A 21,944-nucleotide genomic window follows, 5' to 3' on the forward strand; every position below is an offset into this window, starting at 1 on the left:
AGCTATTCTGATATATTTTGTCGGAATTATGGCCACACGCTAGCCCTGCACGTGACCGCTTCCCTACCCCTTCACGGCGTTGACGACCTCAACGCGGCGTCCGGGCCGAGGGCGGCGGATGGACGGTGCGCCGGCGTGCGTCGATGCCGCGTCGCCTGCTCGTACGCGTACGCCAGCCGGATCAGCCGCCCCTCGCTCCAGGCTCGGCCGAAGAACGTGATCCCGGCCGGCAGCACCTCGCGCGTGTACCCCATCGGTACGGTGATCGCGGGAAAGCCGGTGAGCGGCGAGAAGAGCTGGCTGTTGTCGCCGTGCGGCGTGTTCAGGTCGCCAATCAGGCGCGGCGGATTGCTCCACGTCGGATAGACCAGCGCGTCAAGCTTGAGCGAATCCATCATCGCGCTCACGGCGACGCGCAATCGGGCCCGCATCGCCTCGCGCGAGGCGCACCCCGGTGACTCCTCAGGTGGCGTCGTGACCGCCTGCGCGGCCTGGAGTCGCGCTTGCGCCAGCGGATGGTAGTTGCCGCTCTTGAGCACCTCGTCCACAGTCTTCACCGGCGCGTTCTGGCCGCGCGCGGCGAGGTAGCGCTCGAGGTCGTACTTGAACGGATTGCACCCGCCCCCCGTTGTGCGCAGCAGCGCCGGCAGCGAGTCGAGGCCCGCCGGATCCACGATCGTCGCGCCTGCCTTGGCGATCGCTTCCAGCGCCCGCGTGAAGACGCGCACCACCTCGCTGTCGGTGGTCGGCCGTTCGTACGCCTGCCGCAGGACCCCGATGCGCGCCCCGCGCAGTCCGCCGGGCACCACGAAGGCGTTGTAGTCCGCTGCGCGGCGGGCGTCGGCGTCGGCCGTCACCGGATCCGCGGGATCGGTGCCGGCGACGACATTGAAGACGCGCACCGCATCGGCCACCGAGCGCGCCATCGGCCCGGCGATGTCGGCGCTGTTCGCGAGCGGCACGACGCCGGCGCGCGACGTCAGCCCCATCGTGCTGCGAATGCCGACGAGCGCGGTGTGCGCGGACGGACCGCGAATGGAGTTGCCCGTATCGGTGCCCAGTCCGACCGTGCCTTCGTTGTCGGCCACCGCCGCCGCCGTCCCCCCGCTCGACCCCGCCGTCACCCGATCGAGGGCGTACGGATTCTTCGTGTAGCCCGGGAGGATCGAGTTGACCGTTTCGTACGGCGAGAAGGCCCACTCGTTCATGTTGCTCTTGGCCAGCACGATGGCCCCCGCCGCGCGAATGCGGGCCACCATCGTCGCGTCCTGCCGCGGGATCCAGCCCTTGAGCGCGAGCGAGCCCGCCGTGGTCGGCAGGTCGTGCGTTTCGAAGTTGTCCTTCACGATCATCGGGATGCAGTGCAACGGGCCGGTGAGTCCTTCGCGCGCGAAGCGCCGGTCGAGCGAGTCGGCGGTGGCGAGCGCCGCCGGGTTCACCACGACGAGGGCGTTGATGGCCGGCCCCCGCTTGTCGATGGCGGCGATGCGGTCGAGGTAGCGCTGCACGAGCGCGCGGCAGGTGAGCTGTCGCGCGCCGAAGGCGGCGTGCACCGCGGCGATGGTCGTTTCTTCAAGGCGGAAGGGGCGCCGCGCGGACTGAGCGTCGAGCGCCAGCGGGGCGGCGAGGGCGAGGGCAACCACGATGGGGCGCATGGCGACTAGCCTATGCTCGGCGCCTGCGTCGCGCTACCGACCCATGCGCGCAGGGCGCACGGCGGTATGGCAGCCGGCAGACCGCGCACGGCATTGCATCGGACGCCCCCGGATGGTTTGACACGCTGTGGTCCCGCCCGCATTCTCTACGCGGCGACCGGCACCAAATGGGCCGCGTTGCCGCCTTGGCCCCCATGAACCTTTCCGGAGGACGGATGCGTCGGACATGGAGCGTGCCGTTGGTCGGCGTTGCGATGCTCGCCTCGTTTAGCCTCGCCGCTTGCTCGAAGAACGACCTGACCGGCGGTGGCGGCGGGCCCCTCTCCCCGGCCCGCAACCTGGCCGGGACGTGGAAGTCGGCGCTGCCGATTCGGGTCTACTACCAGACCGATTTCTGCAGCAACCGCAAGGAGACCATCGGGCAGGCCGACTGGATCGTCACCTTCGTGATCACCAACACGAGCGACCCCAACACCGTCAACGTCAGCATGTCGGCAACCGCCTCGAACTTCCAGCGGCTGACGAGCAGCTGCGGGAACTCGTCAAACGGCTACGTCCCCAACGTCTGGCCGGCCACCCTGACCGGCAACGTGAGCAGCACGGCGCTGACCGCGATCAAGTCGAGCTGGGGGATGAAATACGACGGCTCGTTCACGACTGACCTGATGATGGGCACGTGGACGCACTGGGAGTGCATCATCTATTGCTCGGGGGAGTACACCGAGACCAATCAGATGAAGCTGACGCGGCAGTAGCCGCGCGAGGCCATCACGCGGAAACGAAAAAGGCGCCCGGGCATTCCCCGGGCGCCTCTGTTGTCTCGCTGTTGTTTCTCTGTTGTTTCTCTGTTTTCTCTCTGCCTTCAGAGCCACAGGTCGGGATTGAACCGACGACCGCTCGATTACGGCGTCCTGAGGGAATGTCGCTACAGAGTCATTTCCCTCTGTAGCGATGTCGTGATCCCGACCGCGCGGACCCCCAATTTGCGTCAAAGCGCCAACGAAAGTGTCTGGAAAGTGTCCGGGCGCACGGGAGCCAGGCGCCGGGACCAACGGCCACGCACCATTCCGGGCTCAGGCCCCTAATCCCGCCCGGAACGCCACGACTTCGGCAAGCGCGATCAGGGCACGGCTTTCCCGGCAGCCACTATGCCATCCGTTTCCCCGTTGCGCGACCGCGACGGTACTTCGGCACGTGCGGTTGTAGTTAGGACAGGGACCCATCTTCCGGGCTGCTCAGACTTGCCGGCCGTGCAGGAGTGATGACCTGCGGCCCAGTGCCAAATCCTCGTGCAGGATATTACTATTCAAGTATATTAACATACATAAGAGGTACGCCGATGCGAACGCCCCCGCGAATGCTCGCCCTGCTCCCCCTCGCCGCGCTGCTGCTCTCGGCGTGCTCACGTGCTGACGCCGGCGTCAGCCCGGCCGATCCCAATGCGCCTGTGCTCGTGAGCATCCAGCCCGCGAGCGCGGCGATCAGCGTTGCGCCCACCGCACCGGTGGTGCTCCGATTCAGCCATGCGATGATGACCGGCATGGAGATGCTCGTGGTGCTCCATGAAGGGAGCCTCACCGGTCCGGCGGTCACCGCCACCGCCACGTGGTCATCGGATCGCACCACGCTCACGCTGATACCACAGGCGCCGATGAAGCGCGCCGCGACGTACGTTGTGCACATGTCGCCCAGCCTCAAGGACACCGCGGGCCACATGATCAACATGTCGCCTGGCGCCATGATGGGCGGCCAGGTCGTCAGCGCCGGCATGATGGGCGGTGGCTCCATGATGAACGGCCAGTGGGGGCCGGGCATGATGGGCGCCGGCTGGCAGGCTGCCAACGGGACGTTTGGGATGAGCTTCACGTTTACGACCGCGTAGGAGTGACAACCTCGGCGGCGGCGAGGCGACGGCATCAGTCAGTGGTCACGTCGCCGTCAGTGCTGTTTGAAGCTTCAACCTTGGACGCGATCACGATTTTCGCCGGACTCCACCACCGCATCGCGGCTCCGGGCGCCACGCGTGCCTCGGTCCTTGCGGCGAGTCCCGCTCGATCGAGCATCGCATGCATGTCGGATCGAACGAACTCGGCGTAGTTATCCCGTTCGTAGAGCTTCACGAGGTGATAGACGAGCTTGCTCGCGATCGGGTTCTCCGGCAGCGCATAATCGACGATCACGAGCGTGCCGTTCTTCTTCGTGACTCTGGCCATCTCGAGCAGCGCCTGCTGTCTCACGCTGACCGGCATTTCGTGGAGCCCAAACGACACGCAGCAGACGTCGAAGCGCGCGTCCTGAAACGGCAGCTCTCTCGCGTCGGCTACGCGGAACGTCACACTCTGGCTGTGAGCCTTTCGACGAGCGATGCGGAGCATGGACTCCGACAGGTCGATGCCGACCACCTCCGCTCCGGTTTCGGCGAACGCCAGCGCTTGCGCGCCCGTGCCCGTCGCGACGTCGAGCACGCGCGAGCCTGGGCCGACACCCGCCAGCTTCGCGACGCCGCGTCTCAGCCGTTTCAACGGAAAGACGATCGTGTCGTAGAAGGGGGCGAGGAACCGCCAGGCCTTCGCGTTGAGCGCGTAGTAGTGCCGCTCTTCGTCCGTTCGCCAGCGCTGCTGCTGCTCCGCCATACGCGCCACCACCGACAGTTTGAGCCCCAGCTTCCGTTCCGGTCAACCGGTGAAAGGGTGGACGGCGCCGCCCCACTCTCTATTCACCCGCAGGAGATCCCACGCGCGGTCACGCCAACGTTGCAAGCCGCGTGGTACCATCCGCAATCGCGGGCCGTCCAGTCTCGCCTCACGACAGTTTCCTAGCGAGGCCGCGAATGCTCGGCCGAATGAAGGGCATCGCCTTGCGCATACTCTCCCTCGTGATGTCCTCGACCTGAAATCCCGCCGCTTCGATTGCGCGCTCCGTGTCCCGCGTCAGGTGGCAGTTGCCGGCACAGAACTTCCATGCCGGTTCCAGACGACGCTGCCACGCGTAGCGCGCGGTATGGTGTTCGGCGGCGACGTGCTCAAGAAAGTGCAGGCCACCACCCGGCTTGAGGACGCGGTAGATCTCGGCCAGGGCGGCAGGCATTGACGGCACCGAGCAGAGAACGAGAGTGCACACGACGGCGTCGAACGACGCGTCCGGCATGGGTAGGCACTCCAGCGACGCGGGGGAGACTTCGGCGGACATGCGGGTCGAGGCGCGGCACTTCTGCTCCAGCCGCCGGCGCATGTGTGCATCCGGCTCTGCAAGGACCAGGCGGGTGACGGTCGACGGATAGTGCGTGAGCGTCGCCCCCGTGCCCGCTCCAACTTCGAGGACGTTGCCCGTCACATCGCGGACCAGCGCAGCGCGCCACTCGACAAGGCAAGCCGCCTCGGCCGGACGCATCCAGAAATCATAGACCGACGCGAGTATCCAGGACATACAGCCTCCGTCAGGAAGCGGTCACGTGTGTCACCACGGATTCCTGCCTTTTTTCGCCCGAGTCAGTAGCTCGCAGCCCAGCATTCAAGGCCTCTATCACTGTGCGGCGGCGACCATGCCCGCTGGCATTGGTGTCGCGACCAGCACGGCGGTCACGACGAGCACGAGCGCGGCGGCGGCCAGCTCGACGGCTGCGGAACGCCGCAGTCGACCCGTGGCGGTCTCACCGCCGAGCCCCGGCAGGACGAATCGCCAGTTGTAGAAGCCGACCAGGCCGGCTATCGAGAGTAGGGCCAGTTTCACCAGCAACACCTGCCCGTAGCGCGACTCCCAGAGGCCGCTCGCCGATCCGAGGTTGCGCCACGCGGCTGCGACGCCGGTCGCCGCGACGAGGCCAGCGCACGCCAGGGCGGTGGGGCTAAAGGCACGAACGAGCCCCGCAATGGGAAGGTGGGGTTCGTCTTCGCCTGACCGCAGCACCGCAGGCACCGTGACCAGCATCAGGATGCCCAGACTCCCGATCCAGCCACCGGCGCCGATCACATGCAACGCATGAAGCGTCATCGCGAAGGCGGAGGCCGCCGCCGCATGGCCGGACATCGCCATGCTGACCGTGAGGGCCAACGCAGCGACGGCGAGCGGCATCCATCCCGCCGCTCCCGCACCACGGAGGCGACGCGCTGCCACGAGACCGACAATCGTTGCGCCAAACGCGATCAACCAGGCGCGCCCCCAAAGCGACTGAAACAGAATCGCCGACAGGGACGCTTGCGTCGGCATTTCCTCCGTGCCAAACAGCGCTGCCTGCTGCGCGAAGAGACGCCCAATGGTCGCGACAAGCAGCAGCGCCAAGGCCGGCGTGAGCCACCGAACCGCCGCCTGTTCGGCCATTCGGAGGGCGGCAATGCCGTCAGGCACAATGCGCGCGAGTCGTGGGCCGACCAGGAAATGCAGGGCAAGAACGCCGAGTAAGGCGATGACGGCCACCGACTGAATGGCACGAAGGAGGACATACGCCGGCGATTCAACACCGAACTCCGCATCGGCGGAGTCCAGACCGCGCGCCGCGGCGGCGACCGTGCCGGCTGCCGCGGCCATCCACGGTCGCAGGGCGCTCGCGACCGCCGGCAGTGGCAGTGCGAACGTCACACCAGCGAGGAGCATTGGGGCGCCCTGGCGGTGCTCCGTCGCGCCTGTTGCTCCCGCTTCGACCTCGAACGTGTACTGCCCACGCATTGGGTGTCCGTCATCACCGGCGACCTGCCATTTCACTGTATAGTGGCCAGGCGCCATTGATCCGCGAATGACCACCGACAGCGTCTTTGGGTCGCCGGACACGGACTTCACCGCGTCGAGCGTGACGGGCTTCATCGCCCCGTCGAGCAGGGTCACACGGCAGAGTGCTGCAGAAAGCGCCTCATTGAAGGTGAGAGCAAGGGCGCGCGGCGCGGCGACACGGGCACCTGCCGCCGGATCCGTCCGGACGAGTCGCGGATGCGCGACCGCCTCACGCACCGGAATGACGAGAGACAGGAGCAGTGCGAGCGAACGAGTTCGGATCAGCGAGACCATTCAACCAGCTCCAGATGACGGGGGACCGCGTAATATTCGCCGGTGATTTTACAGACAATAAAACGCGACTTTACAACCACGCTCGAAGAGGTATCAACCGGGGCAATGGCGCGTGGGTGCGAGCGACGCGTCAGAGGGGATCGGTGGTACGGCGCGCGCGACCCGCGGTCTGCATGTGCCGCACGACCCAACGGGCGCCCCGCCGCTCAAGAATCGCCGTGCCGAGTCCAACGGAATCGGCGCGTCGATCTTTGATGTCGGCCTTGAGCGTGTATCGAAACAGCACCCATGCCGTTGTACCATCCACATGCACCTCAAGGTCCGACGGTCGGTACTGAAGGTTCTTCATTTCCTGCAGCTCCGGGGCGAGGTGATGATCCCGGTAGTCCGTCCACCCACGATTGACGCCCGTCCCCTCGAAGATGGTGAGGCTGTCGCCGGCGTAGAGCGAGTCGAGGGCCGCCATGTCCTGCCGTTCCGACGCCGCGAACAAGGCCGTCAGCGTCGCGCTGACGCGGGAAACGTCTGTGCCTTGAACGGCGCGCGAGGACTGGGCGGCGAGCGGCGCACAACCGAGCCACAAGGCGGCAGTCAGCGGGGCGAATGTCCGGAACGTGCGCATGGGGAGCCTCAAGTTGTGGTTGGCTTCTGGCGCGTCGTATGCGGACACAGCGCCGGTGTACGGCTCAGCTGCAGGCCGGGACAGATGAGGTGGGTGATGGCCCAGGAACCACGATGCTCACAGTGCGAGAACGCGGTACCGGGCGGTGCGAGGGGATGCAACACCATCAGGCCGGAAGCCCACGCCATCACCAGCGCGGTCCCCGCGGCCCCGAGGGACGCCCCGGACACATGCGTTCCTGCCGAGACGTCTTCGCCCGCGAGACGGCGAATGCGTCGCGCCATCAGGTCGGGCCGCTGAAAGCCCACGGCTGGCTCGGCAGCATCGACCTCGGCGCCGGCGAGGCGAAGGATGGCAGAGGCCAAGGGAAGCGCGTGCAGGCGGGCCGCCGCATCATCGGCGGCGATCTCCGTTTCGTCGTTCAGGTCATCCACCAGCCGGCGGATGGCCGGCAGCCAGAACAGCACGCCAGCCAAGAAGCGCAGGACGAAGAGGCGAAGCGGATCGCGCCGGCGCACGTGCTCGGCCTCATGGGCGAGAACGGCCACCAGTTCGTCCGGTGCGAGTCGCTGCGACAGGTCCCCGGCGACATACACCCGGGGCCGCCACCAGCCGGTTGTGAACGCCGGGTTGGGAAGGCCATCGACGACCCGTACGCGCCCGTCGGGTAGTCCCACCTGAACGGCGGCGACGCGCACCGCGTCGTCGAGCGGGAGCGGGTCCAGCGGCAGCGCCCGCATGACGCGCGCATGCCGACGGGCGGCTCGCACGCGGTCGAAGGTCGCGTACGCGAGCCCAGCGTACAAGAGGACGTGAAAGACGGTATGAACGGGTGCCAGTAGATGATGCAGCGCGACCAGACAGATGATACCCAGATGCTGCTGCGACGCCGACAGCCACGGGATGGCTCCGATGAGATGGTGGCCGATGACCGGACTGATGCTCAACACGAGGAACGCCGCCAGCGTGAGCAGCACACGTCGCCGATGGCGTTGCTCGCGCCGCACCAGCGGCGGCAGAACCGCCGGCCTGTCAACCACCTCGGTTGTCACGCTCCGTCGCGCTCGCGCAACTTGCGGCGTACCAGCCGCGCGAGATCCTCGAGCTGCGACGGGTCCTGCTCGGCGAGCACATCGACGAGCGATGCCGCTACCGCATCCGGACCGAAGGAAAGGATGCCTTCCACGACGCGTCGCGAGGCATGGGCCATGAACGCCGCCTCGTCAAGACGCGCGGCGTAGTGATAGAGGTCGTCCGTTCGCGTCCGTTCGAGGATGCGCTTGGACGCCAGGCGATTCAGCACCGTGATGGTCGTCAGCGGCGACACCGGGTGCGACCGCACCACGCGCTCATGGATCACCCGTGCCGTTGCGGGACGACCCAGGTCCCACACAACGTGCAGAATCCGCGCCTCAAGGTCGCCCAGCACCTTGGCAAGTCCTTCGGCTGACAGCCGGACGGTATCCTGCAACTTCGGCTCCGGACGCGTGCGCCCGGTAGATTTCGATCGTGCCATGCGTGCTCCCGAATGCCATACTAGGGTGCGCTACCTTGCCAGCAACTGAAACCTACGCGAAGCTTTACCCTGCGTAAAGCGGCCAGTTCCCTCTCGCCCGACCCGACTTCATGGACCTGCTCGCGACGTTGCTGGCTCGCTGGCGCGAAGATCCCGCCGGATCGTATCACCGCTGGTTCCTGTGGGACGAGCGCCTGAAGAACTTTCGGAGCATCCGCCGCGGGCTTTCGCTCGTCGTGGAGCAGGTCCGGTCGGACACCTTCGGGCGCCAGTACCGCGGGTCGTCGCTCGAGACCGTCGTGAAGTCCGTGGCCGAACAACGGCCCCTGTTTCGCGGGGCGGATCACGCGTTCCTGTGGAAGCCGAAACTCCGCATCCCGGACATCTACGAGAACCGCGACAACCAGCTCGCCTTTGCCGCGTTTCTTGACCAGTGCGCCTGCTGCGACACCGAGGCTGAGGTCCTGACAGCCATCCATCGCCTCGATGCCGTACAGATCAAGGGACTGGGACCCGCTGCCGCCAACCTGCTGTACTTCCTCCATCCCACGATTGCTCCGCCGAGCAACACGGCTATCGCCAAAGGGTACGAACTCGTCACGGGTGTGCGGGTCCCGCTCGGCAAATGGTCGGCATACCTGGCCATGCGACGAGGGATGCTCGACCTGACGACGAAGTACCGAAATGTCCTGTCAAATGACCTCGGAGCAATAGCCGGCTTCCTCTTTGACGTCGGAAGCGGGAGGTACCCCGCCCCGCCGCTTCCAGCGGAGACGACCGTTGACGCGCATCGCGCCTGGCGTGATGCGCTCGATGCCGCGCTGCAGGCGTCCGCCGCTGCCGCGGTCCCGAGGGACGTCGCAGAGGAACTGTCACACACTCAGGTCCAAGGGTGGCTGCGCGATCTTGGCAAGGCACTCGGGTTTTCGGTGTGGATCGCGAGCAACGATCAGCGGCGCGAGTTGGGGACCGGTCGACTCGGCGACGGTTGCCTGGAGACCCTGCCGGATGCCTTGCAGAACGGACCTGGCGGGGATGCCATCCGACTCATCGACGTGCTCTGGCTGGACGCGGCGAGCCAGCAGGTGCACGCCGCTTTCGAGGTCGAGCATACGACGTCGATCTACAGCGGCATCGTTCGCCTGCTCGACCTGGCGCTCGGCGCCGGTGCGGGCACGGCGCATGGCCTGTACCTGGTCGCACCTGATGCGCGCGAGGCCGATGTGCGCGCGCAATTGGCACGCCCGGCGTTTCAGCGCATCGGCGAGTTGGCGGTCCGGTTCATTCCGTACGGGGCCCTCGCCGAACATCGGGAGAGCATGGCGCGGTTCGGTTCGGGGTCGAAAGCGATCGAGGCGATCGCGAAGGCGCTCTAGCGCCAGCTCAGGAAAGGTGGCGAAGTAGTGCAGAGGGCTACTCCGTTTGAGTGATTGCCCATCTCCTGCGCGCGCCATAACCTGCGTTTGCGAGACTCCTTAGTTCGAACAGATGCCTGAGTTGGGAGTCTCGCTGAGCTAACGTTTGTCCTTCCGTCGACCATCAACCCATACACGAAGGACGATGACAATGAAGACCGCGGCCGATGTGAAAGACCCCGTGTGCGAGATGGACGTCGCAACGGCCACCGCCGTCGCGTCCACAGCCGCGTATGAGGGCTGCATGCCCACGGGCGCGTCCAGTGTATCCTCCGCCCCGGATAGGGGCTTGCCTGATAGCCTTCGATTTTACGCACCGTAAAATTTCTGGCACGTAAAGCGTGAAGTTGAGTTCGTCCTCCTCCACGTCGCCAGCTCTCGAGACCCAGATGGAAAGACGTGGCATCAACGGCCTCGAGCACAACGTCGCCGCCATGCACTCAGACGGCGGCTTCTTGATCTTGCCGCCGGTTCTCGGAGGGCATCGTCGTTTGCAGGTCACCAAATCGCGCCGAAAGGCCAACCCCAATTGAGGTAGCATCATGAAGAACCACAGGCATTCGATGATCCCGGCCGCAGCCGGTCTGATTCTGCTGCTGAGCGGCGCCACCGCAACCGCCTTGGCGCAGGCTCCCTCGCCCTCTCCCGACAAGATGCCCCAGCATCAAGCGGGCATGAGGGAGATGAAAGACATGAGTGGCATGGAGAGCCAACCACATCACGTGCTGGCCATGGCCTATCGCGCCAACCTGGAGACGTTTGCTCGGGCATTGCTGGCATCGAGCACGAAGGCGAAGGCCGTCGACGTCGACATCGCACGACCTGCGGTGGCCGAAATGAGGCGCAGTTTCGAGCAGATGCTGCAACACCACCAGGCGCAGATGACGACGATGGGCGACAAGCCGATGAGCGGCATGATGATGGGTGACAAGATGATGGGCGATAAGACGAAGCCGCCGATGTCAGGAACGATGCAGGACATGCAGAGCCACCTCGCGGCGCTCGACGAGCATCTCACGGCTCTGGAATCCGCAGTGAATGTCGGTACGCCGGATGCCAAGGTGGTCTCCGCGCATACGACCGCGATCCTCAAACAGTGTGACAAGATGTCGGCCAAACCCGCCAAGACCGCCAAGACCGCACCCCATCACATGAAGTGACGAGAAGACACGGATCCGCTCGCTCGTTGTATTAACCACCTTCGGAGATCGCGATGCAGTACAGCATGAACGGTGTCATGTCTGGCAACGGCCTCTGGACGGTCATCGGAGTCTTGCTGGCCATCTTCCTGATCGTTGCCATCGTGAAGATGGTGCAGAAGAAGTAATCCGCTTCTGGCGGGGCGCAGGAGGCGTTACGGGCGCGCCATACTCGCCCGACCACACCTGAGGGAGATCCCCATGAGTGAACATCTGGATCAGGCCGCCAAGGACTGCATCGCCGCGTGTAATGACTGCGCGACCGAATGTGGCCACTGCTTCGCGCATATGACGGGCAAGGCCAGCGGCAATGCCTGTCCCGCGTGCTGTATCGAGTGCGCCGCGATCTGCCGACTCTGCTGCGACGCGATCGCTCGCCACAGTCCGTTCGCCAATCAGCTCTGCAAGCTGTGCGCGGACATCTGCGACTGGTGTGCCAAGGAATGTGGCGCCCACGACATGTCGCACTGCAAGAGCTGCGCCGAGTCATGCCGTCGCTGTGCCGAGGCGTGCCGCAAGATGGCCGGCTGAGTGAGGCATCGTCGCTGGCGCTTTTCGGCGGTGGCCCCGCTGACCTCACCGTCAGCGGCGCCATCGCCACACGACGAACGGGATGAGACCTACTGATGGCGCAAAGCGTACACGACAAGGCAGTCCCACGGATTGACCATCACGCGGCAGGACATGCCGCACCAGGCGCACTGCCCACCATCTCGGCGGATATGGCGCATGAAATGGGTCATGCCGGCCACGATCTACCGGCCATGGTGCGCGACATGCGCAACCGGTTCTGGATTTGTCTGGTCTTCACTGTGCCGATCTTCCTCTACGCACCGATGGGAGGCTTCTTCACGCCACCGGCGCCTCCCTTTGGGCTCCAACTCAACCCGTGGCTGTTCTTCCTCGCCAGCGCCGCAATCGTCTATCCGAGCTGGCCGTTCTTCGTCGCTGCCTGGCGCGCGGCCAGGAAGGGCACGCTGGGCATGGCCGCCCTCGTCGTGTTGAGCGTCGGCACGGGGTATTTCTTCAGCGTCGGCGCAACGTTCTTCTTCACGGCAGGCGGGCAGTTCTTCGAAGCCGTAGCCGTTTTGCTCGTTTTCATACTGCTTGGGCACTGGCTCGAAATGCGCGCCCGCGCGGGCGCATCGTCCGCCATCACGGCATTGATGGACCTCGCGCCGGCCAAGGCCTCCGTCATCCGGAATGGCGTAGAGCTTGAAGTGCCGTCGGCCGAGGTACTGGCGGGCGAGACGGTCGTGATCCGGCCGGGAAACAAGATTCCGGTGGATGGCACGGTGTTGACCGGCGAATCACTGGTCGACGAGTCCATGCTCACGGGCGAGTCCATGCCGGTGCAGAAGGGGCCTGGCGCGACGGTGATCGGCGCGACCATCAACAAGAGCGGCAGCTTTCAATACAAGGCGACGAAGGTCGGCGCCGATACCGCGCTGGCCCAAATCGTCAAGCTGGTGCAGGAGGCGCAGAACTCCAAGGCACCGGCGCAACTCCTGGCGGACAGGGCCGCGCAATGGCTGGTGATTGCCGCGATCGTCATCGGTGTGGCGACCTTCGCGGTCTGGTTCTGGGTGAACGGACAGCCCTTGCTGTTCGCGGTGACGCTGACCATCACGGTCTTCGTGATTGCTTGCCCGGATGCGCTTGGGCTGGCCACCCCCATGGCGGTCATGGTAGGAACGGGACTCGGCGCCACGAACGGCATCCTGTTCAAGAACGCCTCGGCGCTCGAAGACTCCACGAAACTCGACGTGATCGTCTTTGACAAGACCGGTACGCTCACCGTCGGCCAGCCAGAGGTGGTTGAGATCGTGCCGGCGGCTGGAGTCACCGAAGATGTGGTGTTGACTGCCGCCGCGGCCGTCGAGCAGGGATCCGACCATCCGCTGGCGCAGGCCATCGTGCGACGGGCGGAGCACCTCACCGTCGTGGCACCGACAAGGTTCGAAAGCCTGGACGGCATGGGGGCACGCGCCGAGACGGCGAACGGAACCGTCTTCCTCGGCAACCGGCTGCTGATGGATACACAGAAGCTCACGCTCGGCCCATTGGAGGCTGAAGTCATCCGCCTGCAGGGAGACGGCCGCACAGTGGTCCATGTGTCGCAGGCCGGGGTGGTGATCGGCCTCATCGCCATCGCCGATGCCATCAGGCCAACCTCAAGAGCCGCCGTCGCAAGACTGCGCGAGCGTGGCGTCGAAGTGGTCATGCTCACCGGTGACAATGCGGTGACAGCCAAACGCATCGCCGCGGACCTCGGCATCGACAACGTGTTGGCGGAGGTGCTGCCAGGGCAGAAAGCCGAGAAGGTGAAGGAACTGCAGGCTGCGGGGAAGAAAGTCGGAATGGTGGGCGACGGTGTCAACGATGCGCCGGCACTGACGCAGGCCGATGTCGGCTTTGCCATCGGAGCGGGGACCGATGTGGCGATGGAGAGCGCGGATGTCGTGCTGATGAAGAGTGACTCGTATGACATCGTCGCCGCGATCGAGCTCTCGCGTGCCACGTTGCGAAAGATGCATCAGAACCTGTGGTGGGCGGTGGGCTACAACACCCTCGCGTTCCCGTTGGCCGCGGGCCTCTTCTACCCGTTCGTGCTGAGCCCCGAGGTTGCAGCGCTGTCGATGTCCGGCAGCACGCTCGTGGTGGCACTCAACGCGCTGATGCTGAAACGCACGAGGCTGACGGGAATCCGACAGCCCGGCACGACAGCGTCACCCGGGGCATCTGGCGGGCCGATGGAGCTCGAAACCGCCAAGTAGCGACGGGACCCGTTGCCTGGGATGACCGCCCCGACGCGCAAACAACTCAGCGGAGGCCGCCTCTCTTTCGCGTGCGGCCATCCGGGCTGGCGCCGAACAGCGCCAACAGTCGTTTCCACGGGGAATCGCGCCCCGAACTCACGGGTATCCACGTTGCGTCCTTGTAGTCGGCGTGTGCGGCTGAGCCCTGTTCGGCGTGCGCGTTCATCGCGATTGAGCGTATCTGCACCTCGAAGACCGACCCATCAGCAGCACGCACGCTCGTGTGCAGGCCCCGATAGCCGTTGGGCTTGGGCTGGACGATGTAGTCCTTGAAGCGTCCGACGACCGGTACATGGAGGTCGTGAACCACGCCGAGCGCGTAGTAGCAGTCCGTCTCGGTGGGCACGACGATGCGGAGGGCGACAAGGTCGTGGACTTGCTCGAATTCCAGATGCTTGTGGTGCATCTTCTTCCATATGCCCGCGGGGTGCTTGACCCGGTGGCGGATTTCGACGACGGACACGTCCCGGGCAGCCAAGGCGCCGTGAATCTGTGCTCCGCTTGTTCGAGCCAGGGCTTCGAGTCTGGGACGTTCCGCCTCGATCCGTCCTGAGACGTTGAGGTACCCGTCCGGATCGAGCACGCGCAGGGCGGCATTTCCGAGACTGATGCACAACTCCGGCTGGCCGAGTCTCTCCGCCTGAGTCGTGTGATGGTCCCACGTGACTTGCGCCAATGATCTGGTCGCTGGCTCGCCCGGGTCGGCGCCGCGGAGGCGTTCGAGTTGCGCCTCGAGGCGACGGATCGCCGTGTCGGGCTCATGGTAGACCACTGAAACGGAATCCGCGGGCAGCCCAACGCCGCTTGCGTCAGGCTCCGTGACCGCGTCGCGATCCACGGCATACGCGCGTCGTTGTGCTGCAACAAGATGCTCGACCGTACGACTCAGCTCCTGGCCGAGCGTGCGGAAACGCCACCCGAGCCAACGAACCTCCCAGGCGCCACCCGGGTCCGGCAGGTCGTCCCAGTACCCCAGCTCCATCTTGCGGACGCCACTGAGGAGGCGGTCGATCGGCCTCGTGACCTCTCGGCGAATCACGATATTCAGCAATGCCATGATCAACAGCGCGGTGAGGCTCACGTGCAACGCCCAATCCCGCCACCGCCGCATACGCACAACGGAATAATCGAAGCTGTCCTCCGTGATGCTAAGAATGACGGGCTGACGTCCGAAAGCCGGTGAGACCAGCGGCATGCCTGCCGTCAGCAACGCTTGCGGGCCGTGTCGACCTTCGCTGCGTGTGTCAATGACGACTCGGCCGGAGGAGTGAGCGATTGCCAAGTCGTGGTAGGTATGCCCTTCGTCCACGTAGGACGCGTGGAACCGTTCGAGGGCCATCCGCACGTCGTCGCGCGTGTAAGCGCGCCGCAGGTCCGTGACGAGAGGCGCGAGCGACTCGCGCAGTTGCGCCCGTCGCTCGCGCAACTCGCTGCGCAACTCCACTGCGAGCTGCGCGCCGGTGAGAACGGCCATCACGCCGGTGACGACGAGGGTGGTGAGGAGGCCGAGCCGCCAGCCGAGGCCCAACCCTCTAGCCGGCGGGGCTGCACGTGCGCTCATCGTTCGTCCGCCGATTCAGCGTTCGCTCGCCGATTCGCCTCCACGGCACTACCTCCAGTCGGACAACACTTGGACCGTCTTGTCGGGCATGCTCGGATCGTTCGTTTGTAGATGCACGCGGAAGTCGTGGGGGCCGCCCATGCCTTGGTACATCATGAACGCGACCAACAGGGTCGTCCGTTCTCCCGGCTTGAGGGACTTCTTGCCGAGCACCGGCGACGGGGGGCAGCACCCCTTCACGACCTCGATGTACGGCGCTTCGGAGAACTCGAGCACCTCCTGGCCACCGTTCATGATTTCGAACTTCGCTTCAATCATCTTGCGATAAGGAACCGCGCCGAAGTCGACTACTTCCCTATCGACCACCAGTTGCGGCGCGCCGTCGTGCGGTCGCGCGCCCACCATGGACAGCGGGGTCCGGGTGACGCCAAACGCCACGCCGCCAATCGCGACGGCGGCGAGCACGACGCTCAGTAGTATCGAGATTCGCCTCGGGCGCTTTGTCGTCGGTGCCACATCAAGCGACGGATCCGTATTCATGTTGTCTGCTCCTTGGAGCGAGAACGTGAGAGGTTGCGGTCAGTGGGGTCTCATCGCCGGCTTCGATGCGCTGTCGTGTGTCGTCCGAGATGCGCCAGAGGAGCCCGCACCTGATTCGTAGTCGAACTGAAAAGTCCACAGGTGGTCGACCAGCGCCCATAACTGCGACTCCGTGAAGATCGGCCCCCAATACGGCATCCCGGTGCCCATGCCGCCGCGGATGAGCTTGCCCTGCAGGAACGCGGCGCTCGCCCCCAGCATGTTTCGCTTGTTGGTGAAGTCGGTTGGAGCCACGGTTCCGTGCCCCGACATTCCGGGCATGCCGCTGTGCTCGATGCCCGAGGGGTCAGCCGCGGGGCCGGCCACCAGCGCCTTCGCCATCACGCCATCGCCGCGTCCCGTCTCTCCGTGGCACGCTGCGCAATTATCCCGGTAGAGTTGGCGGCCCTCGGCCAGACGCTCTCGGGACGTCGCCGCTCGCCAGACAGCCGCGACTTCATCCCAAAGCTGCTGATCAGTCAGGCGGGCATTCCCAGGGTGCTTCCGCAGCGCGCGCCATACCTGTGCCGGACTCTGCGTCCGCAGATCTCCACCGTCTAGAGCCACAGGGGTGGGCAAACCACCAGCACGCGCCGCCGTCGGCGTCTCCGCTGGCAGGAGGTCACTCGGATGGGCCTGATCGAGATCGAGCTTGAGGCGCAGAAACAGCGGCACCGAGTCCGCCAGCACGCGCGCGCCTGAACCCGTGACTTCAATCGTGCCGCGCATCCGCCAGTGATTCGGCCCGCACCAGCGCGTGCAGTAATACGTGTACTTGCCCGGCTTATCGAAGACCACCGTCGTCGTCATCCATTTGCCGGGCAGAAGGTCCACCGCCGGTCGAGCGCTCTGACCGATCGCAAAGCCATGCACCACATCGTCCGAGGTCATGCGCAGTGTGAGCGGTTCACCCACCCGCGCGCTGATAGCGCCCGGCGACCACCCGCCGTCATCCGGCAGGCGTCCGCGCAGCTCGACCGCACGGGCTGGCACCCGTACAGCAACCACGGTCAGTACGGCCAGTGCGACCGCACCGAAGACGACAAGCAGACGCGCCCCCGATTCGGCTCTCATGCGATCAACAGCCCCATCAAACTCGCGGTGATGAGAAAGCAGTAAACGATGACAGGTGCGGCCTGCAGCAGCGCCGCCCGTTGCTCGTGCTCCTCGGCACCTATACGGTGCGCGGTCACGGCGGACGAGGTGAAACCGACAACCAGCACGAGGGCCTGCATCGTCGGGACACTGCGCGTCAGATACGGCTGCCAGGTTGCGTGCGCCGTCCCGAAGAGGTTCCAGCCAACGCCGAACGGATCGCTCATCGTCGGCCAGAGGTACGAGATGCTGGCGAATACAAACGAAAGACTGAACGCGATCCAGGCCATCAGGCCCAGGGGCACCAGCGCGTACGAGAACGCAATGAACGACCGTTTGACGGTTTGTGTTGACCCAGCGAGCGCGCGACCAGCGCTGACGGCGCCCAGAAACAGCCCGGGCAGCACGCCGTTGATGAACACGAGCACCGCGAATGCGTATGCCAACCACCGCGCCGATCCGATGTCGTAGGCGGCCATCTTCAGGTCTCCCCACGGCCCCAGCATGACCGCCGAGTAGACCATGGCTGCGCCCAGCATGATGAAGCCCTTGAACGCCTCATCCAGCCGACGCCCTGCCGGTGAGCGGAGATCCGCGCCGAACGGCCTGAGCGTCAGGGCGATGTTGTCGTGCGGGCAGGTGCGCACGCACTCCATGCACATGCCGCAGTAGGTGTTCTTCGCGAGTGCCCCCGGGTACAGCATCCACGGGCACCCGGCGCCGTCTGCGCTGCCGCGATAACAGCTCTTCTCGGTGTGCGCGGCGCAGGTGGCCTTGTTCTTGACGCGAATCGCCACGGGAGCGAGTTGCGCGTACAAGCCGATGAACCCGCCGACCGGGCAGAGATACCGGCAGAAGGCGCGGCGTTCGTACACCAGGCTGGTGCCGATGGCGACGAAGAGGAAGGCCAGCAGAACGACCGCTGTGATGCGCGGTTGAGTCAGCACGACGGCGCTGCAGACCGCAACGGCGGAAAAGGCGCCATTCTGCAGCCAGATGTTCTTGAAGCGCGCCGGCCATGCCCTTTTCAGCCCAGCCCCGTTCCGCCGCGGGGTGAGGAGCGCCCCGTGCTGCAGCCATTCACCGGGCATCGGAATCGGGCAGATGCTGCACCAGCCCCGCCCGAAGAACGGCAACGCGACGAGCATCATGATCGTCCACCACGCGATCCAGACCAGCACGATGCCCAAGTTGTGATTGCCCACCGGGGTGCCCAGTAATCCGGTGAGCACGGCGATGAGAAACCCGGCGAGCGCGGCAACTCGCACGAGCAATTGCGGCCAGCGACTGCGCAGCACCGCGTTCAATACGGGCCAGCGCAGAAGATCCCAACGGCTCTCCGTACCAAGAGGTGCTGGCAACTGCGGCAGGTCAGCCCGCCGCCGGCCGGATGAGCCCACGCCCCCCGAGGCAGTCCCGACGGCCCGCTTAGATCCGACGACGCCGCGCTCGGTCATTGCCGCACTTCTCGCACCCGCGCCAGCAATATCCCCGCCAGTCCGGCAAACAGGGTGAGCACCAGCGCACGCCAGAGCAAGTCGTTCCTGCCGACGTGCAGCTTGCCAATCATGAACGGGTGCATCGCACCGCACGTGACCGAACAGCGCAGACGGAACATACCGGTGCGATTCGCCACAAAAGAGAGTGAGGCGGTACGCCCGGGATCGGCGGTGACGCTGACGTCATAGCCATCGACGTACAGGCCATGGACGACATCAGTGGACACGAGGTCGATGGTGACGTGGTCTCCGGCGTTCACTCGTATCGTGGCCGGCGTGTACTTGAAGGCGCTGGCCTCGACACGAAAATGGCGGTTCGCGGGCTTAGCCGACGCGCCCGGTAGCGGAGCGAAGGCGATGACGCCTGCGCCGAGCGCGAGAACCAATGCGGTTGTGATGACGCGACTTCGTTTCATGGTCTCACCGCCTGCCACGCACCGTGTAACGCAGGGGGGCCGTAAGCGGACTCCCTGTTACGCTCCCGTGCGGCATGGCGCTACATGTTCGAGGGACCGAAGCGTGCATACGTGTCGTGTACGTATGCCTTGATCTCCGGCAGGCTCTTCCCTTGCTTCGATAGCCGCATCGCGTCCAGCGTGATGTCCACGCAGATCGAGCAACCTATCGCGTGCGTGTCGAAGACCGGCGTGCCAGGGCTGCTGACACGCTGGACGTAGCACGAGTAGTTCGATGTGTGACCCATGCCGCCGCAGCCGCAGTAGCAGGGGATCCCCTGCAGAGTCTCCGGATTCGCGACAGCGAACTGATACGCCTCCTGGGTCACCGCAGCCGCCCTGTGCACCGCGTCTGGCATCATCGTCATGGATGCCATCTTGGGCGCGTGGTTGGTCGTCGTCGAGGACGAGCCGCTGCAACCGATTAGGATGGTGCTCAGCGCGCCGAGGATCAGGCGTTTACATCGTCTCCACTTCGACAAGCCAGATTCCTCGCGCTGGAGTTCTGCCGTACCCCGCTTTACGCGCGGCTGAAGAGTGGACAAGGACGCATACTGCGGTGTGCGCTTCTGATCGCGCACGTCGGGTAGTTGATGACATTGACACATTAGACCAGCCCTCGCACGGCGTACACTTCGGTGGCGCCCGTTCGCGTGAATGCAATCACCTCATATCGGTCTCGAGTCGGCCCCTCCATTCCTGGCGACCCGTTCGGCATGCCTGGCGCCGCGAGTCCGGCAATGGCACGCCGTTCGCTCAGCATCTGCTGAATCAGGTCCGCCGGGACATGCCCCTCGACGGCGTAGCCTTCCACGAGGGCCGTGTGACAGGACCAGAGGTCCTCCGGGACGCCGAGCTGCTGCTTCTTCGACGTCACGTCGTTCATCAGTTGCTTCGTCACCGCGAATCCGCTGCTCTTCAGGTGCCGCATCCACGCGCGGCAGCAGTCGCAGGTCGGAGACGCGTAGACGACGATCCTGGTGGCGTTGGGATCGGAGGCCCAGGGCACGCGTCCCAGCCACCAGCGGGAGGCGCCTAGCGTGAGCACGGCCCCACCTGCCGCGATTCCCAGCCACTGTCGCCGGCTGATTCGTGGCGCTGTGTCCTTCATGCCGACAGGTGCCGCGGCTGCCGGGACATCTCGCCTTCTCGCACGTTTCGTCATCTGAGCCTCCAGCGCCAAGCGGCCGTGCATGAACGGACCTCACGACGCGATATAGGTCGGAACTTCGGTTCCAGCAGTGAAGAGTGGTTGCCTCAGGTAGTGAGGGCGGTTCCGCCGTGTGTCGAGCGTTCGGCTGCTCCTTTCCCCACCATCAGCTCCACTTCTTGTTCTTGTCACGCATCACCTCACCCATCGCCTCACGCATTGCCTCGCGTAAGGCATCGTCCGCAAGCACCCTCCCCTCGCAGGCTGGACAGATCCCGTGCCTGAACTGCGCGACGCCACGTTTGGCGAGGTAACCCTCCACCTGCTCCCAGTAGCCCTGGTCGTCGCGCACCTTTTTGCACCAGGAACAAATCGGCAACAATTGCCTGAGCGCCCGAAGTTCCCGGCGCTGTTTGGCGATCTGCCATTGTCGGCGGACCAGGGTGCGCATCGTCCAGCCCGTCGACAGACCGAGCCCCGCCCCAATCGCCGCGAAGATCCCGGTCATCGGCCACATGGTTGGGGAGAAGCCCGCCCGCAGCCGGAACGCCATAAACGCCCACACAGTGGAGTCCATGGTGAACTCCGGATGAAACTCGAACCAGTACATCACCATGCTGAGCGGGTGTATGACGACGACGCCGACGACAACCCCGCCAAGCGCGGCGACCCAGATGAGCCGCGAACCGCTCGCCGCACGGATGAGACCAACCGTCGTGGGGCTCATCGGATCGCGACCACCATCATGACGGCCATGAACGCGGCGCCGAGGAACACAAGAGGCGTCACGTCACTCTTCCACCGGGCATGGCTCCGGCCGCGCGCAATCGCTGTGGTGTGATCCACCACCACCGGCGGATCAAGGATGCTGTCTCCCACCTGCTCCACAACGACGGCCAGATCATAGGCGCCTTCCGTGGGGATGGTGGGCCGAAAGACATACCGTCCTCCCGCACGTTCGACAGGAGTGACCCTCGTTCGTTCGCCTACGTCCGACGGGGCATGCACAATCGTCGACGGATGTCCCGCATGCGTCGGTGCCGGTGTCGCGACGACGTTCGCCGCCGCAGACGACACCTCGAGGAAGACAATGGCGTTCTCCGTGCGTGCTCGTCCGTCGCGGTCTTGAATTGTGGCGACGTAACGCAACGAATCCCCCGAGGTAAAGAACGGGAACTCGGCCGTCACGCGCAGTGAGCCGGACATCACCTCTTTGATGACGGTCGGCTGGCGAGCAGAATCGGCAATTCCGCGGTGGAGTGCGCCGCCGCCCGTCATGTGACCGCCACCACCCATCACAGCCATCCCGGCTATCATGCATCCGCTGGCCAGGAGCGGAATCAGTAGCACAGCCATCAGCTTCGCTTTCATAGACTCTCCC

At 65.3% G+C, this 21,944-nt stretch carries 22 protein-coding genes; 6 read left to right on the forward strand and 16 right to left on the reverse strand.

The window, feature by feature from the left end:
• Positions 1 to 71 precede the first annotated feature (71 nt).
• Positions 72 to 1,655, reverse strand: coding sequence for an amidase family protein (locus VGJ96_08935; protein HEY3287230.1), 1,584 nt, complete (start codon positions 1,653 to 1,655; stop codon positions 72 to 74).
• Positions 1,656 to 1,870: 215 nt separating this feature from the next.
• Here VGJ96_08935 and VGJ96_08940 point away from each other — a divergent pair, with 215 nt between their 5' ends.
• Together VGJ96_08940 and VGJ96_08945 are read left to right on the forward strand one after the other, a co-directional pair.
• Complete coding sequence (locus VGJ96_08940) at positions 1,871 to 2,410, forward strand: hypothetical protein (protein HEY3287231.1); 540 nt, start codon at positions 1,871 to 1,873, stop codon at positions 2,408 to 2,410.
• Positions 2,411 to 3,012: 602 nt separating this feature from the next.
• Positions 3,013 to 3,537 carry an Ig-like domain-containing protein gene (locus VGJ96_08945; protein ID HEY3287232.1) on the forward strand — a complete coding sequence of 175 codons (525 nt, stop codon included), beginning with the start codon at positions 3,013 to 3,015 and terminating at the stop codon, positions 3,535 to 3,537.
• Between the two features lie 34 nt (positions 3,538 to 3,571).
• On the opposite strand, the gene VGJ96_08950 is transcribed toward VGJ96_08945, so the two are convergent.
• The 6 genes from VGJ96_08950 to VGJ96_08975 form a co-directional block, all read right to left on the reverse strand.
• Complete coding sequence (locus tag VGJ96_08950) at positions 3,572 to 4,288, reverse strand: methyltransferase domain-containing protein (GenBank protein HEY3287233.1); 717 nt, start codon at positions 4,286 to 4,288, stop codon at positions 3,572 to 3,574.
• A gap of 169 nt (positions 4,289 to 4,457) precedes the next feature.
• Complete coding sequence (locus tag VGJ96_08955) at positions 4,458 to 5,081, reverse strand: class I SAM-dependent methyltransferase (GenBank protein HEY3287234.1); 624 nt, start codon at positions 5,079 to 5,081, stop codon at positions 4,458 to 4,460.
• A gap of 96 nt (positions 5,082 to 5,177) precedes the next feature.
• Positions 5,178 to 6,653, reverse strand: coding sequence for a copper resistance protein CopC (locus VGJ96_08960; GenBank protein HEY3287235.1), 1,476 nt, complete (start codon positions 6,651 to 6,653; stop codon positions 5,178 to 5,180).
• 130 nt (positions 6,654 to 6,783) lie between these two features.
• A complete protein-coding gene (locus VGJ96_08965; GenBank protein ID HEY3287236.1) occupies positions 6,784 to 7,275 on the reverse strand; it encodes a nuclear transport factor 2 family protein in 492 nt (163 codons plus the stop codon).
• Between the two features lie 8 nt (positions 7,276 to 7,283).
• Complete coding sequence (locus tag VGJ96_08970) at positions 7,284 to 8,327, reverse strand: M56 family metallopeptidase (protein ID HEY3287237.1); 1,044 nt, start codon at positions 8,325 to 8,327, stop codon at positions 7,284 to 7,286.
• Positions 8,324 to 8,791: a BlaI/MecI/CopY family transcriptional regulator gene (locus tag VGJ96_08975; protein HEY3287238.1), complete on the reverse strand. Its 468-nt coding sequence runs from the start codon at positions 8,789 to 8,791 to the stop codon at positions 8,324 to 8,326. Before VGJ96_08975 ends, VGJ96_08970 begins: the two co-directional genes overlap by 4 nt.
• Before the next feature lie 110 nt (positions 8,792 to 8,901).
• On the opposite strand from VGJ96_08975, the gene VGJ96_08980 reads away from it, so the two are divergent.
• From VGJ96_08980 to VGJ96_08995, 4 genes are all read left to right on the forward strand, one after another.
• A complete protein-coding gene (locus VGJ96_08980) occupies positions 8,902 to 10,167 on the forward strand; it encodes a type II restriction endonuclease (GenBank protein ID HEY3287239.1) in 1,266 nt (421 codons plus the stop codon).
• Between the two features lie 581 nt (positions 10,168 to 10,748).
• Positions 10,749 to 11,366: a hypothetical protein gene (locus VGJ96_08985; protein ID HEY3287240.1), complete on the forward strand. Its 618-nt coding sequence runs from the start codon at positions 10,749 to 10,751 to the stop codon at positions 11,364 to 11,366.
• Positions 11,367 to 11,606: 240 nt separating this feature from the next.
• Positions 11,607 to 11,936, forward strand: a complete 330-nt coding sequence (locus VGJ96_08990) for a four-helix bundle copper-binding protein (protein ID HEY3287241.1) — start codon at positions 11,607 to 11,609, stop codon at positions 11,934 to 11,936.
• Between the two features lie 95 nt (positions 11,937 to 12,031).
• The gene (locus tag VGJ96_08995) at positions 12,032 to 14,182 is read left to right on the forward strand and encodes a copper-translocating P-type ATPase (GenBank protein HEY3287242.1); all 2,151 of its coding nucleotides are present in this window, start codon (positions 12,032 to 12,034) and stop codon (positions 14,180 to 14,182) included.
• A gap of 46 nt (positions 14,183 to 14,228) precedes the next feature.
• Here the strand turns inward: VGJ96_08995 and VGJ96_09000 are convergent, their stop codons facing one another.
• The 9 genes from VGJ96_09000 to VGJ96_09040 all read right to left on the reverse strand — a co-directional run bounded on the left by VGJ96_09000 (position 14,229) and on the right by VGJ96_09040 (position 21,934).
• Entirely contained in the window at positions 14,229 to 15,785 is a 1,557-nt protein-coding gene (locus VGJ96_09000; protein ID HEY3287243.1) for a hypothetical protein, read from the reverse strand.
• 48 nt (positions 15,786 to 15,833) lie between these two features.
• The gene (locus VGJ96_09005; protein ID HEY3287244.1) at positions 15,834 to 16,325 is read right to left on the reverse strand and encodes a hypothetical protein; all 492 of its coding nucleotides are present in this window, start codon (positions 16,323 to 16,325) and stop codon (positions 15,834 to 15,836) included.
• Between the two features lie 39 nt (positions 16,326 to 16,364).
• Positions 16,365 to 17,438 carry a c-type cytochrome gene (locus VGJ96_09010; GenBank protein ID HEY3287245.1) on the reverse strand — a complete coding sequence of 358 codons (1,074 nt, stop codon included), beginning with the start codon at positions 17,436 to 17,438 and terminating at the stop codon, positions 16,365 to 16,367.
• A complete protein-coding gene (locus VGJ96_09015) occupies positions 17,435 to 18,916 on the reverse strand; it encodes a 4Fe-4S binding protein (GenBank protein HEY3287246.1) in 1,482 nt (493 codons plus the stop codon). Before VGJ96_09015 ends, VGJ96_09010 begins: the two co-directional genes overlap by 4 nt.
• Entirely contained in the window at positions 18,913 to 19,374 is a 462-nt protein-coding gene (locus tag VGJ96_09020) for a cupredoxin domain-containing protein (GenBank protein ID HEY3287247.1), read from the reverse strand. The genes VGJ96_09015 and VGJ96_09020 overlap by 4 nt, the downstream gene beginning before the upstream one ends.
• An 80-nt stretch (positions 19,375 to 19,454) precedes the next feature.
• Positions 19,455 to 19,994 (reverse strand): PCYCGC motif-containing (lipo)protein, encoded by a 540-nt coding sequence (locus tag VGJ96_09025; protein HEY3287248.1) that lies wholly within the window; start codon positions 19,992 to 19,994, stop codon positions 19,455 to 19,457.
• A gap of 26 nt (positions 19,995 to 20,020) precedes the next feature.
• On the reverse strand, positions 20,021 to 20,461 hold the full coding sequence (locus tag VGJ96_09030; GenBank protein ID HEY3287249.1) for a DUF411 domain-containing protein: 441 nt from the start codon (positions 20,459 to 20,461) through the stop codon (positions 20,021 to 20,023).
• Positions 20,462 to 20,729: 268 nt separating this feature from the next.
• The gene (locus tag VGJ96_09035) at positions 20,730 to 21,290 is read right to left on the reverse strand and encodes a hypothetical protein (protein HEY3287250.1); all 561 of its coding nucleotides are present in this window, start codon (positions 21,288 to 21,290) and stop codon (positions 20,730 to 20,732) included.
• A complete protein-coding gene (locus VGJ96_09040; protein HEY3287251.1) occupies positions 21,287 to 21,934 on the reverse strand; it encodes a hypothetical protein in 648 nt (215 codons plus the stop codon). Before VGJ96_09040 ends, VGJ96_09035 begins: the two co-directional genes overlap by 4 nt.
• Positions 21,935 to 21,944: the final 10 nt, after the last annotated feature.

It is taken from the genome of Gemmatimonadaceae bacterium, assembly GCA_036504815.1.
Lineage (GTDB): Bacteria > Gemmatimonadota > Gemmatimonadetes > Gemmatimonadales > Gemmatimonadaceae > PNKL01.